Source organism: Pseudomonas sp. LBUM1640, assembly GCF_059716225.1.
In genome coordinates, this window is sequence record NZ_CP166816.1 from 1,008,510 (window position 1) to 1,022,150 (window position 13,641).

Here is a 13,641-nt window from a genome sequence, read left to right on the forward strand (position 1 = left end):
GCCTGCCCATGCATCAACTGAAAGAATGCCTTCGCGAGCAAGCCCGCTCGCACATTTGATCTCCTTGGCCTGGAGGTTTGCGTCTATTTAGCTGGCAGGCTGGTTCGGCTTGTAGTCCTTGAGCAGCAAGTAAGTACTCCAGCCCCACCAATCATTGGTCCAGTGCTTGTCGTTCAGGTCATTCACGTCCTTGCGGCGCAGGACCTTGTCGCCTTCCATCTTGAACAGCGGCGAGAAGTTATTCGCCGGGTTCTGTGCGGCATTCAGGTCCGGCACATACAGCGGCGCCTTGAAGCTGGCCGGGGAGGGCGCGACACCACTGATAAAGGTCTCGAAGATCTCATCGGCCGAGGCCTGCACCGCACGTTTGACCATCGCCCGATTGTCCGCGTCGATGGCGTCGAAGTAACGTTTATCCCCATAGGCATGCCATTGATCACCCTTGGCATTGCGCACCTTGAGCCCGAACTTGCTGTCTTCATCGTGCATGAAACGGCTGATCAGCGAGCCGAGCTCTCCCGGCGTCACCACTGCCGCCAATTGTTTGCGCGGCACGCGCAGGTGGCCGGCGGAAAACAGGTCGGTCAAAAAGTGATCAGCAAAGCTGTTCATGGCATAGGCCAATTCCAGTGCCTGGTCGGTGCCGGTTTGATGGGCCACGACCGCTTGTTGCAGCGCCGCCGTATGCCCGGCCAGGTACGCCGACAGTGCCCATTCGCCGAAGTGATCGGCGTTGTCCGCGGCCAGCTTCAAATAGCGCCCCAGCGGAATCAACGCCGACACCGCACTGCCACCGCCGGTGATGCGGTTCCATTCTTCGGACAACGTATCACCCAGCGCGTCATAGGCTTCGTGAGGCTGTTTGCCATCCTTGATCGCCTGCTTGACCGCGTTGATCTCCTTTTGCATCACCGCGAGGATTTTCCCGGCTTCTTCTCGCGAGGCGGGCAGCACTGCCAGCGAATTGAACGCAGCGGCAAAACGTTGCACACGGTCGGAGGCGGACGCGCCATCACTGATCGGCTGGCCGGGAATGCCATAAAAGTCGCCGCCCAAGGCGATCACTTGGCCGTAGGTGAGTGCCAGCCCGTTAGGCAGGTGCAGCTCGACTTGGTGTGCGGGAATCGCTGGCGCGTCCTTGACGAAACGCAGCAGCGTGTCATCGCCGATGGCGGTGTGTTCACCGCCTTCGAAACGCAGAGTAGGTGGGTTTTTTTCGGGTGCTGCGAGATCAAGACCTGACATGTTAGCTCCTTGCAATGTCGTAGGAATCTTCCTTAATGACTGTATGTATATACAGTCATTCTGAGCATAGAGGAATAATTTCCTACGTCAAGAAGTCGTGTTTAAACACCCAGCACTCGATGAAGCCCGATGAATTGCTGTTGACGAATTCATTTATAGTTGTACGATGACGTACGACATCACCAAAACCAACAACAACCTTTCGACAGAAAGTCTTCGCCCAGGGTGTTCGAATAATGAATCCACAAGAACTGAAGTCCATCCTCTCCCACGGTTTGCTGTCTTTCCCCGTGACCGATTTCAATGCGCAGGGTGACTTCCACCAGGCGGGCTACATCAAGCGTCTGGAATGGCTCGCCCCGTACGGCGCCACCGCCTTGTTCGCCGCCGGCGGCACCGGTGAGTTTTTCTCCCTGGCCGCCAGCGAGTACTCCCAAGTGGTGAAGACCGCTGTTGATACCTGCGCCACCAGCGTGCCGATCCTCGCCGGTGTCGGTGGTTCGACCCGCCAAGCCATCGAGTACGCTCAAGAAGCCGAGCGCCTTGGCGCCAAAGGTTTGCTGCTGCTGCCGCATTACCTGACCGAAGCCAGCCAGGACGGCGTTGCCGCCCACGTGGAAGCGGTGTGCAAGTCGGTCAAGATCGGCGTGGTGGTCTACAACCGCAATGTGTGCCGCCTGACCGCGCCGTTGCTGGAACGCCTGGCCGAGCGCTGTCCGAACCTGATCGGCTACAAAGACGGCCTGGGTGATATCGAATTGATGGTTTCGATTCGCCGCCGCCTCGGTGACCGATTCAGCTACCTCGGCGGCCTGCCGACCGCAGAGGTTTACGCCGCTGCCTACAAGGCCCTGGGCGTTCCGGTGTACTCCTCGGCGGTGTTCAACTTCATCCCGAAAACCGCGATGGACTTCTACCACGCGATTGCCCAGGACGATCACGCCACTGTCGGCAAGATCATCGACAACTTCTTCCTGCCTTACCTCGATATCCGCAACCGTAAAGCCGGGTATGCCGTGAGCATCGTCAAGGCCGGTGCAAAAATCGCCGGCTACGACGCAGGCCCGGTGCGCACGCCGCTGACCGACCTGCTGCCGGAAGAATACGAAGCCCTGGCCGCGCTGATCGACAAGCAAGGTCCGCAGTAACTTATCAACAAGGCCGCTGAGAGATCAGCGGCCTTTTGCGTCAGGAGAAGATTTGTGTCCCAAGCCAAACGTTTTGAGAACTACATCAATGGCGAGTGGGTGGCCGGTGCCGACTACTGCAACAACATCAACCCGTCGGAGTTGTCCGATGTCATTGGCGAATACGCCAAGGCTGACGTAGCCCAAGTCCACGCCGCCATCGACGCCGCCCGCGCGGCCTTCCCGGCCTGGTCGACCTCCGGTATCCAGGCTCGCCACGATGCCCTGGATAAAGTCGGCAGCGAAATCCTCGCGCGCCGCGAAGAACTCGGCACCCTGCTGGCCCGGGAAGAGGGCAAGACCCTGCCCGAAGCCATCGGCGAAGTGACCCGCGCCGGTAACATCTTCAAGTTCTTCGCCGGTGAATGCCTGCGCCTGTCCGGTGACTACGTGCCGTCGGTGCGCCCGGGCGTTAATGTTGAAGTCACCCGCGAGGCCCTGGGTGTGGTCGGCTTGATCACGCCGTGGAACTTCCCGATTGCGATCCCCGCCTGGAAAATCGCCCCGGCCCTGGCCTACGGCAACTGCGTGGTCATCAAGCCGGCCGAATTGGTGCCGGGTTGCGCCTGGGCCCTGGCCGACATCATCTCCCGCGCCGGCTTCCCCGCCGGTGTGTTCAACCTGGTGATGGGCAGCGGCCGTGTAGTCGGCGATGTGTTGGTCAACAGCCCGAAAGTCGACGGCATCAGCTTTACCGGTTCGGTGGGTGTAGGTCGTCAGATCGCCGTCAGCTGTGTGTCGCGCCAGGCCAAAGTGCAGTTGGAAATGGGCGGCAAAAACCCGCAGATCATTCTCGACGACGCCGACCTCAAGCAGGCTGTCGAGCTGTCGGTACAGAGCGCGTTCTACTCCACCGGCCAGCGTTGCACCGCCTCCAGCCGCTTGATCGTCACCGCCGGTATTCACGACCAGTTTGTCGCGGCCATGGCCGAGCGCATGAAGTCGATCAAAGTCGGCCACGCGCTGAAAAGCGGCACCGACATTGGCCCGGTGGTTTCCCAGGCCCAGTTGGACCAGGACATGAAGTACATCGACATCGGCCAAAGCGAAGGTGCGCGGCTGGTCAGCGGTGGCGGCCTGGTCACCTGCGATACCGAAGGTTACTACCTGGCGCCGACGCTGTTTGCCGACAGCGAAGCCGCCATGCGTATCAGCCGTGAAGAAATCTTCGGCCCGGTGGCTAACGTGGTGCGCGTGGCGGATTACGAGGCGGCGCTGGCCATGGCCAACGACACCGAGTTCGGCCTGTCAGCGGGTATTGCCACCACCTCGCTGAAGTACGCCAACCACTTCAAGCGCCACTCCCAGGCCGGGATGGTGATGGTCAACCTGCCGACTGCCGGTGTGGATTACCACGTGCCGTTCGGTGGCCGTAAGGGCTCATCCTATGGTTCGCGCGAGCAAGGTCGCTACGCGCAAGAGTTCTACACCGTGGTGAAAACCAGCTACATCGGTTCGTAACACGCGACACCCGTGGGAACCGGCTTGTGTAGGAGCTGGCTTGCCTGCGATGCAGACACCTCGGTGCTTCAATGAGACCGAGGCGATGCTATCGCAGGCAAGCCAGCTCCCACAAAGGCCGGCCTCGCACACAAAAAATGCTTACCCGCAAAAAAAATAATTAGTGGGAGTACATCTTCATGCAAGCGACCAAGCCGACCCACGTCCGCTATTTGATCCTGCTCATGCTGTTTCTGGTGACCACGATCAACTACGCCGACCGGGCCACTATCGCCATCGCCGGCTCCAGCCTGCAAAAAGACCTCGGTATCAGCGCGGTCACCCTCGGTTATATCTTTTCCGCATTCGGTTGGGCCTACGTGGCCGGGCAAATCCCCGGTGGCTGGCTGCTGGACCGGTTCGGCTCGAAAAAAGTCTATGCGTTGAGCATCTTCACCTGGTCGCTGTTCACCGTGCTGCAAGGCTATGTCGGTGAGTTCGGGGTTTCCACCGCCATCGTTGCGCTGTTCATGCTGCGCTTTCTGGTGGGCCTGGCTGAAGCGCCGTCGTTTCCCGGAAATGCCCGCATTGTTGCGGCGTGGTTTCCTACGGCTGAGCGCGGTACGGCTTCGGCGATCTTCAACTCGGCGCAGTATTTCGCCACCGTGCTGTTTGCACCACTGATGGGCTGGATCGTCTACACCTTCGGCTGGCAGCACGTGTTTATCGTGATGGGCGGCATCGGCATTCTGTTCTCGCTGATTTGGCTGAAAATTATCCACAGCCCGCGCCAGCATCCGATGATCAACGAAGCCGAGCTTAAGCATATTGCTGAGAACGGTGCGATGGTCGACATGGATCAGGACAAGGCCAAGGGCCAGAAAACCGACGGCCCGAAGTGGGATTACATCCGCCAGCTGCTGACCAACCGCATGATGCTCGGCGTGTACCTGGGCCAGTACTGCATCAATGGCATCACCTATTTTTTCCTGACCTGGTTCCCGGTGTACCTGGTGCAGGAGCGCGGCATGACCATTCTCAAGGCTGGCTTCATTGCCTCGCTGCCGGCGATCTGCGGGTTTATCGGCGGGGTGCTGGGCGGCGTGATATCCGATTACCTGCTGCGCAAGGGCCATTCGCTGACGTTTGCCCGCAAGGCGCCGATCATCGGTGGGTTGCTGATCTCCAGTAGCATCGTGGCCTGCAACTATGTCGACATCGAGTGGATGGTCGTGGGTTTCATGGCGTTGGCCTTCTTCGGCAAGGGCGTTGGCGCACTGGGTTGGGCGGTGGTGTCCGACACCTCGCCGAAACAAATCGCCGGCCTCAGTGGCGGCTTGTTCAATATGTTTGGCAACCTGGCGTCTATCAGTACGCCTATCGTGATCGGCTACATCATCAGCACCACCGGCTCGTTCAAGTGGGCCCTGGTGTTCGTCGGCGCCAACGCGCTGGTGGCAGTGTTCAGCTACCTGGTGATCGTCGGCCCGATCAAGCGTGTTGTGCTCAAAGAGCCGCCCAGCAAAGGGCCTGAGCTGACCCAACTTACCGAAGCGCATTCCTGAGGGGCGATGTAATGCAGTTGATTGAACATGCCGACTCGCCGCGCTCGATCCGTTTGCACGCGCGTGACAACGTGGTGATCGTGGTCAACGACCAAGGCGTACCGGCCGGGACCGAGTTCCCGGACGGCCTGGTGACCGTGGATTTCATCCCACAAAGCCACAAGGTGACCCTGGAAGACATTCCCGAAGGCGGTCAGATTATTCGCTACGGCCAGACCATCGGTTACGCCCTGGCGCCGATTCCGCGTGGCAGTTGGGTGCAGGAAGACCAACTGCGCATGCCCACCGCGCCGCCGTTGGACAGCCTGCCGCTGTCCACTGAAGTCCCTGAAGCCCAGGCGCCGTTGGAAGGCTTCACATTTGAGGGTTACCGCAACGCCGACGGCACCGTGGGTACACGCAATATCCTTGGCATCACCACCACGGTGCAGTGCGTCACCGGGGTGCTGGACCATGCGGTCAAGCGCATCAAGGATGAGTTGCTGCCCAAGTATCCACATGTCGATGACGTGGTGGCGCTGACCCACAGCTACGGCTGTGGCGTGGCAATTACCGCGACGGATGCCTACATTCCGATCCGTACCGTGCGCAACTTGGCGCGCAACCCGAACCTGGGTGGCGAGGCCTTGGTGATCAGCCTGGGCTGCGAGAAATTGCAGGCCGGGCAGGTGATGCACGACAACGACAGCTCCGTTGACCTGAGTGAGCCCTGGCTGTATCGGTTGCAGGATTCCAGCCATGGGTTTACCGAGATGATCGAGCAGATCATGGGCCTGGCCGAGGTGCGCTTGAAGAAACTCGACCAGCGCCGCCGCGAAACCGTGCCCGCGTCGGAGTTGATCCTGGGCATGCAGTGCGGCGGCAGTGATGCGTTTTCCGGCATCACCGCCAACCCGGCGCTGGGGTACGCCTCGGACCTGCTGCTGCGGGCCGGGGCGACGGTGCTGTTTTCCGAAGTCACTGAAGTACGTGATGCGATTTACCTGCTGACGTCGCGCGCTGAAAGCAAAGAAGTTGCCCAAGCGCTGGTCAGGGAAATGGACTGGTACGACCGTTACCTGGCCAAAGGCGAGGCGGACCGCAGTGCCAACACCACGCCGGGTAACAAGAAAGGTGGGTTGTCGAATATCGTCGAAAAGTCCCTGGGCTCCATCGTCAAATCCGGCAGCAGCGCGATCAACGGCGTGCTCGGCCCGGGCGAGCGTGTCAAAGGCAAGGGCCTGATTTTTTGCGCGACGCCGGCCAGTGACTTTGTGTGCGGTACGTTGCAACTGGCGGCCGGGATGAACCTGCATGTGTTCACCACTGGGCGTGGCACGCCGTACGGGTTGGCGATGGCGCCGGTGGTGAAGGTCTCGACGCGTACGGAGTTGGCGCAGCGCTGGCCGGACCTCATCGATATCGATGCCGGACGTATCGCCACTGGGCGTGCGAGCATTGAGGAGTTGGGCTGGGAGTTGTTCCACTTCTACCTGGATGTGGCCAGCGGCAAGAAGCAGACGTGGGCGCAGCAGCACAAGCTGCATAACGACATCACCCTGTTCAACCCGGCGCCCATCACCTGAGACCGAGTCGCCTGTATTCGCGAGCAAGCCCGCTCCCACCTTTGACCGCATTCTCATGTTGGAACTCGGTCAAAGGTGGGAGCGGGCTTGCTCGCGAAGGCGGCCTACCAGACGCCGCCGTCGGCATGGCTTATCATTAGCCCCCTGACGACACCCACCAAGGTTCTCCCCGGCATGCTGGCTATCTTCCTCACCACTCTCACCATCACCGCGCCGGTGTTTGCCATGCTGTTTCTGGGTGTGCTGCTCAAGCGCATCAACTGGATCAACGACAACTTTATCCACACCGCCTCGTCCCTGGTGTTCAACGTCACCATGCCGGCGCTGCTGTTCCTGGGCATCCTGCATGCCGACCTGCACGCGGCGCTCAAACCGGGCTTGCTGATTTACTTTGCTGTCGCCACGCTGCTGAGCTTTGCCCTGGCCTGGGGCTGGGCGATTTTTCGCTGCCCGCGCGAAGATCGCGGCATCTACACTCAGGGCGCGTTCCGCGGCAACAATGGCGTGATCGGCCTGGCGCTGGCGGCCAGCATGTACGGCGACTACGGCATCTCCCTCGGCGCGATCCTCGCCGCACTGGTGATCCTGTTCTACAACACGCTGTCGACCATCGTGCTGGCGGTGTACAGCCCGGTGATCAAGTCCGACCCGTGGAGCATCTTCAAAAGCGTGGTGGCCAACCCGCTGATCATCAGCGTGATTGCGGCCGCGCCGTTCGCGATTTTCAAGATCGGCCTGCCGGGGTGGCTGGAGTCGTCCGGGCAGTACCTGGCGGACATGACCTTGCCGCTGGCATTGATCTGCATCGGCGGCACCTTGTCGTTGGCGGCCTTGCGCAAAAGCGGGAGCATGGCCCTGAGTGCCAGCCTGGTGAAGATGATCGGCTTGCCGCTGGTCGCGACTCTGGGCGCCTGGCTGCTGGGCTTTCGGGGGCCGGAGCTGGGGATTCTGTTTCTGTACTTCGGCGCGCCGACTGCGGCGGCGAGTTTTGTCATGGCCAGGGCGGCCGAGGGCAATCATGAGCTGGCGGCGGCGATTATCGTGATCACTACCTTGATGGCGGCGGTGACCACCAATATCGGGATTTTTGTGTTGCAGGCGGGTGGTTGGATCTGAAAGTTGTGGTGGGGTTGAGGGCCAATCGCAGGCAAGCCAGCTCCCACATTCAGATTTGTGAATACATTCAAATGTGGGAGCTGGCTTGCCTGCGATGACTATCTGACCGTCACTGCTTATCTGCCTGATACGCCTCAATCACTTCCTGCGCCGCGCGAAACGCATCAATCGCCGCCGGCACGCCGGCATACACCGCGCAATGCAGCAACGCCTCGCGAATCTCTTCCACGGTGCAGCCATTGTTCAGCGCACCGCGCACGTGGCCCTTGAGCTCCTGCGGGCATTTGAGGGCGGTGAGAGCGGCGAGGGTGATCAGGCTGCGGGTCTTTAATGGCAAACCTTCGCGGTTCCACACGCTGCCCCACGCGTGTTCGTTGACGAAATCCTGCAGCGGCTGGGTGAACTCGGTGGCATTGCCCAGGGCGCGGTCGACGAACACATCGCCCATCACCTGACGACGCATTTCAACCCCGGGCTTTTTCTGATCGGTCATTGCGATTCCCTCTTGTGTTGGCGGCGCCAGGCTCGCAGTGAGGTGAACACCAGGAATGCCACCAGCGCTGGCAGAACGTAATACAGCATCAATTGTTCAAGCTTGTTAGCCAGCGGCATGCCGAAGGTGAACGACACCACATGCAGCCCATACGCCAGGTACAGGCCCAGGAACACCAGGCCTTCGGCACGGGTGACGCGATAGCCGCTGTAGAACACCGGCAGGCACAGCACCACCACGCCGAGCATCACCGGCAAGTCGAAGTCCAGCGCATTGGGTGACACCGACAACGGCGAGGGCGCCACGAGGGCGGTAAACCCGAGCACCCCAAGCAGGTTGAACAGGTTGCTGCCGATCACGTTGCCCACCGCAATCTCGCGCTCGCCGCGCAGGGCGGCAATCAGCGAGGTCGCCAGGCACGGCAGCGAAGTGCCGACGCCGATCAGCGTCAGGCCGATAATGCGCTCCGACAAGCCCAAGTCGCTCGCCACATCCACCGCCGCACCCAGCAGCAGATGCCCGGCCAGCACCAGGATCAACAGCCCGCCCAGCATCAGTAAAACGCTGCTCAGCCAGGGCGCCCTGGCCACAGTGTCCAGTGTGCGTGGGCGGCGCGAATGGCGGGTCTGATAGTGCAAAACACCTAGATAGGCCACCAGTGCAACCAGCAGTAGCAGGCCATCGAACGGTGTCAGTTCTTCATTGGCGGCCAGGGTAAACACCAGCAGGCCGGCGCAAATCATCACCGGGATATCCAGGCGCACCAGTTGCCGCGAGACCCGCAGCGGAATGATGAGTGCGGCGAGGCCCAAGGTAACGAGCGTGTTGAAGATACTGCTGCCGATCACACTGCCCACGGCGATATCGGTATTGCCGGCCAGTGTGGCTTGCAGGCTCACGGTCATCTGCGGCGCGCTGCTGCCGAAGGCGACAATGCTCAAGCCAATGATCAGCGGCCGCACCTTGAGGCTGGCCGCCAGGCGCACGGCGGCACGCACCAGGATTTCGGCGCCGACAATCAGCAGCAGCAGGCCGCTGACCAGTTCGATCAGGCTCCAGGGCGAGAGGGCGGTTAATGCGGAAATGGCCAAGGCTCCTTTGATTAGTTGCTCATGGCTTGCACGCGAACCCGTGCAGTGCCGCTGCCCAGCATACCGAGTTGTTCAGCCGCCTTGCGTGAAACGTCGATCAGGCGCCCACGGGTGTGCGGGCCGCGATCATTGATGCGCAGTACCACGGATTTGTTGTTGTCGAGATTGGTCACCTTGACCTGCGTGCCGAAGGGCAGGCGCCGATGGGCGGCGGTCAGGGCGTTCTGGTTGAAGGGTTCACCGCTGGCGGTTCGGTTGCCATGGTGCTTGGCGCCGTAATACGAGGCGGTGCCGGTTTCGTCGTAGCCGTTGGGGTCGATGAGGCCGCTGGCGCAACCGGCCAACAGGGAGAACAGGGCCAGCAGGCCGAGTAGACGCTTCATTTTCAGGAAATCCCCAAAAGTAATGTAGAAACCGGCTTGTGTGGGAGCCGGGCTTGCCCGCGATGCAAACGCCTCGGTTGTTCAGATACACCGAGCAGATGCTATCGCAGGCAAGCCAGCTCCCACACAAGCCGGTCCCTGCAGTGAGGCAATCGCGAATCAGCCTTCGAGCTTGCTCTTCAGCAGTTCGTTCACCTGTTGCGGGTTGGCCTTGCCTTTGGACGCTTTCATTGCCTGGCCGACAAAGAAGCCGAACATCTTGCAGCGCTTGGCTTCGTCTGCGGCGCGGTACTGCTCGACCTGTTCAGCGTTGGCCGCCAGCATCTCGTCGAGTACGGCCGAAATCGCGCCGCTGTCGGTGACTTGCTTGAGGCCGCGCTTCTCGATGATCTCGTCGGCAGTGCCTTCACCGCTGGCCATGGCCTCAAACACCGTCTTGGCGATTTTGCCGGAGATGGTGTTGTCCTTGATGCGCAGCAGCATGCCGCCCAGTTGCTCGGCGGTAACGGGTGCTTCGTCGATTTCCAGGCCCTGTTTGTTCAACAGGCTGCCCAGTTCAACCATCACCCAGTTGGCCGCCAGTTTGGCGTCGCCGGCAATGCTCACGACTTTTTCGAAGTAGTTGGCTTGTTCACGGCTGGACGCCAACACGCTGGCATCGTAGACCGACAGGCCGAACTGCGCCTGGAAGCGCTCGCGTTTCTGCTGCGGCAATTCCGGCAGGGTGGCGCGGATGTCATTGAGGAACGAATCCTCAAGCACCACCGGCAACAGGTCCGGGTCGGGGAAGTAACGGTAGTCGTTGGCTTCCTCTTTGCTGCGCATGGCGCGGGTTTCGTCTTTGTTCGGGTCGTACAGGCGGGTTTGCTGGATCACCTTGCCGCCGTCTTCGATCAGTTCGATCTGGCGACGCACTTCACTGTTGATCGCCTTCTCGATGAAGCGGAACGAGTTGACGTTCTTGATCTCGCAGCGGGTGCCGAACTCGACCTGGCCCTTTGGACGGATCGACACGTTGCAGTCACAACGCAGCGAACCTTCGGCCATGTTGCCATCGCAGATGCCCAGGTAGCGCACCAGTGCGTGGATCGTCTTGACGTAGGCCACGGCTTCCTTGGCGCTGCGCATGTCCGGCTCGGAAACGATCTCCAGCAGCGGCGTGCCGGCACGGTTCAGGTCGATGCCAGTGGCGCCCGGGAATTCTTCGTGCAGGCTCTTGCCGGCGTCTTCTTCCAGGTGCGCGCGGGTCACGCCGACACGTTTGATCGTGCCGTCTTCCAGCGGAATGTCCAGGTAGCCCTTGCCGACGATCGGCAGTTCCATCTGGCTGATCTGGTAGCCCTTGGGCAGGTCCGGGTAGAAGTAGTTTTTGCGCGCGAACACGTTGTGCTGGCCGATCTCGGCGTCAATCGCCAGGCCGAACATCACCGCCATGCGCACCGCTTCCTGGTTCAGCACCGGCAATACGCCGGGCATGCCCAGGTCTACCAGGCTGGCCTGGGTGTTCGGTTCTGCGCCGAACGTGGTGGCGCTACCGGAGAAAATCTTCGATTGGGTGGCGAGCTGGGTATGAATCTCCAGCCCGATCACAACTTCCCATTGCATAGTGTTCTCCTCAGAAGCCGGTAGGGGTGCGAGTGTGCCAGTCGGTGTTCAACTGGTACTGGTGCGCCACATTGAGCAGGCGGCCTTCCTGGAAATACGGGGCGAGCAATTGCACGCCAACCGGCAGGCCATCGACGAAACCGGCTGGCATGGACAAGCCCGGCAAGCCCGCGAGGTTGGCGGTGATGGTGTACAAGTCTTCAAGGTACTCGGCGATCGGGTCGCCGGTCTTGGCGCCAATCTTCCAGGCCGGGTTTGGCGTGGTTGGGCCGAGGATCACGTCGACTTCTTCAAAGGCGGCCATGAAGTCGTTTTTGATCAGGCGACGGATTTTTTGCGCCTTGAGGTAGTACGCGTCGTAGTAACCGGCCGACAGGGCGTAGGCACCGACCATGATCCGGCGTTGTACTTCGCTGCCGAAGCCTTCGCCACGCGAGCGCTTATAAAGGTCGGTGAGATCTTTGGGGTTCTCGCAGCGATAGCCGAAACGCACGCCGTCGAAGCGCGACAGGTTGGAGGAGGCTTCGGCCGGCGCGATCACATAGTAGGCAGGAATCGCGTGCTGGTTGTTCGGCAGGCTGATTTCCTTGATCACGGCGCCGAGCTTTTCCAGCGCCTTGACGCTGTTATGCACAAGCTCGGTGATACGCGGGTCTAGGCCGGCGCTGAAATACTCTTTCGGCACGCCAATGCGCAGGCCTTTGATCGAGGTATTCAGGCTGGCGCTGTAGTCCGGCACTGGCTCATCGATGCTGGTGGAGTCCTGTTTATCGAACCCTGCCATACCTTGTAACAATATTGCGCAGTCTTCGGCAGTGCGTGCCAACGGGCCGCCCTGATCGAGGCTGGAGGCGTAGGCGATCATGCCCCAACGGGAAACGCGACCGTAGGTCGGCTTCAAACCGGTGAGGTTGGTGAACGCGGCTGGCTGACGGATCGAGCCGCCAGTGTCGGTTGCAGTAGCAGCCGGCAGGAAGCGCGCGGCAACGGCAGCCGCCGAACCGCCCGACGAGCCGCCGGGCACGTGTTCCAGGTTCCACGGGTTTTTTACCGCGCCGTAGTAGCTCGACTCGTTGGCCGAACCCATGGCGAATTCGTCCATGTTGGTCTTGCCCAGGGTCACAGCCCCGGCGGCAGCCAGCTTGGAGACCACGGTGGCGTCGTAGGGCGCTTTGAAGTTGTCGAGCATCTTCGAGCCGCAGCTGGTGCGAATGCCCTGGGTGCAGAACAGGTCTTTGTGGGCGATCGGTGCACCCAGCAGTGCGCCGTTTTCACCGTTGGCGCGACGCACATCGGCGGCCTTGGCCTGGCTCAGGGCCAGGTCTTCGGTGAGGCTGATGAAGCTGTTTACCTTGGGATCGTGCTCGGCGATGCGCGCAAGCAGGGTCTTGGTCAGCTCTTCGGAAGAAAACTTTTTGTCGGCGAGACCGCGCGCGATCTCGGCCAGAGTCATGTGATGCATTGCAGGCTCTTTCCCTATTAGTCGATGACTTTCGGAACCAGGTACAGGCCGTTTTCGACCGCTGGCGCGATGGACTGGTAGGCCTCGCGATTATTACGCTCGGTCACAACGTCTGCGCGCAGGCGCTGGCTGGCTTCCAGTGGGTGAGCCAGGGGTTCGATGCCGTCGGTATTGACGGCCTGCATTTGGTCAACCAGCCCGAGAATGCTGTTCAGGGCTGCGGTGGTCTGTGGAAGATCGGCTTCAACCAGGTCCAAGTGGGCCAGGTGAGCGATTTTTTCCACGTCGGAGCGTTCAAGCGCCATGGGATTCTCCAGTGGAAAACAGAACGGAGGGCGTCCGTGTGTTAGATTGTCGGAACACTACCGCATTTCTACGGTCATATGGCCGCGATTGTGGGGGTTGGTGCACAGAAAGTCGGCCAATTTAGCACATTGGCGCCTTGCCCAAAATCCCTGTCGTTGTTAGAGTTTGCCGCACTTTTTTACC

Annotated in this window: 12 protein-coding genes; 5 read left to right on the forward strand and 7 right to left on the reverse strand. The window is 60.7% G+C overall.

The features are described from left to right. Positions 1-87 precede the first annotated feature (87 nt). Entirely contained in the window at positions 88-1,245 is a 1,158-nt protein-coding gene (locus ACA065_RS04450) for a phospholipase (protein WP_497693475.1), read from the reverse strand. Positions 1,246-1,481: 236 nt separating this feature from the next. On the opposite strand from ACA065_RS04450, the gene kdgD reads away from it, so the two are divergent. The 5 genes from kdgD (at position 1,482) to ACA065_RS04475 (ending at position 8,118) form a co-directional block, all read left to right on the forward strand. Next, positions 1,482-2,393 carry a 5-dehydro-4-deoxyglucarate dehydratase gene (gene kdgD / locus ACA065_RS04455; RefSeq protein WP_159954238.1) on the forward strand — a complete coding sequence of 304 codons (912 nt, stop codon included), beginning with the start codon at positions 1,482-1,484 and terminating at the stop codon, positions 2,391-2,393. 54 nt (positions 2,394-2,447) lie between these two features. Continuing rightward, positions 2,448-3,893: an aldehyde dehydrogenase family protein gene (locus ACA065_RS04460; RefSeq protein ID WP_497693476.1), complete on the forward strand. Its 1,446-nt coding sequence runs from the start codon at positions 2,448-2,450 to the stop codon at positions 3,891-3,893. Between the two features lie 179 nt (positions 3,894-4,072). Next, positions 4,073-5,437 (forward strand): MFS transporter, encoded by a 1,365-nt coding sequence (locus tag ACA065_RS04465; protein WP_497693477.1) that lies wholly within the window; start codon positions 4,073-4,075, stop codon positions 5,435-5,437. 11 nt (positions 5,438-5,448) lie between these two features. Next, a complete protein-coding gene (garD, locus tag ACA065_RS04470; RefSeq protein ID WP_497693478.1) occupies positions 5,449-7,002 on the forward strand; it encodes a galactarate dehydratase in 1,554 nt (517 codons plus the stop codon). A gap of 174 nt (positions 7,003-7,176) precedes the next feature. Next, complete coding sequence (locus tag ACA065_RS04475; protein ID WP_497693479.1) at positions 7,177-8,118, forward strand: AEC family transporter; 942 nt, start codon at positions 7,177-7,179, stop codon at positions 8,116-8,118. A gap of 109 nt (positions 8,119-8,227) precedes the next feature. Here ACA065_RS04475 and ACA065_RS04480 read toward each other — a convergent pair whose 3' ends face one another. The 6 genes from ACA065_RS04480 to gatC all read right to left on the reverse strand — a co-directional run bounded on the left by ACA065_RS04480 (position 8,228) and on the right by gatC (position 13,457). Continuing rightward, positions 8,228-8,611: a carboxymuconolactone decarboxylase family protein gene (locus tag ACA065_RS04480; protein ID WP_065875108.1), complete on the reverse strand. Its 384-nt coding sequence runs from the start codon at positions 8,609-8,611 to the stop codon at positions 8,228-8,230. Continuing rightward, the gene (locus ACA065_RS04485) at positions 8,608-9,654 is read right to left on the reverse strand and encodes a calcium/sodium antiporter (protein WP_497695299.1); all 1,047 of its coding nucleotides are present in this window, start codon (positions 9,652-9,654) and stop codon (positions 8,608-8,610) included. Before ACA065_RS04485 ends, ACA065_RS04480 begins: the two co-directional genes overlap by 4 nt. A gap of 59 nt (positions 9,655-9,713) precedes the next feature. Then, entirely contained in the window at positions 9,714-10,085 is a 372-nt protein-coding gene (locus ACA065_RS04490; RefSeq protein WP_497693480.1) for a septal ring lytic transglycosylase RlpA family protein, read from the reverse strand. Between the two features lie 159 nt (positions 10,086-10,244). After that, entirely contained in the window at positions 10,245-11,690 is a 1,446-nt protein-coding gene (gene gatB / locus ACA065_RS04495; RefSeq protein ID WP_497693481.1) for an Asp-tRNA(Asn)/Glu-tRNA(Gln) amidotransferase subunit GatB, read from the reverse strand. Between the two features lie 10 nt (positions 11,691-11,700). Next, on the reverse strand, positions 11,701-13,152 hold the full coding sequence (gatA, locus tag ACA065_RS04500; protein ID WP_497693482.1) for an Asp-tRNA(Asn)/Glu-tRNA(Gln) amidotransferase subunit GatA: 1,452 nt from the start codon (positions 13,150-13,152) through the stop codon (positions 11,701-11,703). 17 nt (positions 13,153-13,169) lie between these two features. Beyond that, on the reverse strand, positions 13,170-13,457 hold the full coding sequence (gatC, locus tag ACA065_RS04505; RefSeq protein WP_083360145.1) for an Asp-tRNA(Asn)/Glu-tRNA(Gln) amidotransferase subunit GatC: 288 nt from the start codon (positions 13,455-13,457) through the stop codon (positions 13,170-13,172). Positions 13,458-13,641 lie beyond the last annotated feature (184 nt).

Coding starts and splice junctions, on each gene's coding strand:
- gatA (WP_497693482.1), bottom strand. CDS start 13,152: ATGCATCACATGACTCTGGCCGAGATCGCGCGCGGTCTCGCCGACAAA.
- ACA065_RS04475 (WP_497693479.1), top strand. CDS start 7,177: ATGCTGGCTATCTTCCTCACCACTCTCACCATCACCGCGCCGGTGTTT.
- garD (WP_497693478.1), top strand. CDS start 5,449: ATGCAGTTGATTGAACATGCCGACTCGCCGCGCTCGATCCGTTTGCAC.
- gatC (WP_083360145.1), bottom strand. CDS start 13,457: ATGGCGCTTGAACGCTCCGACGTGGAAAAAATCGCTCACCTGGCCCAC.
- ACA065_RS04480 (WP_065875108.1), bottom strand. CDS start 8,611: ATGACCGATCAGAAAAAGCCCGGGGTTGAAATGCGTCGTCAGGTGATG.
- ACA065_RS04490 (WP_497693480.1), bottom strand. CDS start 10,085: ATGAAGCGTCTACTCGGCCTGCTGGCCCTGTTCTCCCTGTTGGCCGGT.
- gatB (WP_497693481.1), bottom strand. CDS start 11,690: ATGCAATGGGAAGTTGTGATCGGGCTGGAGATTCATACCCAGCTCGCC.
- ACA065_RS04450 (WP_497693475.1), bottom strand. CDS start 1,245: ATGTCAGGTCTTGATCTCGCAGCACCCGAAAAAAACCCACCTACTCTG.
- ACA065_RS04465 (WP_497693477.1), top strand. CDS start 4,073: ATGCAAGCGACCAAGCCGACCCACGTCCGCTATTTGATCCTGCTCATG.
- kdgD (WP_159954238.1), top strand. CDS start 1,482: ATGAATCCACAAGAACTGAAGTCCATCCTCTCCCACGGTTTGCTGTCT.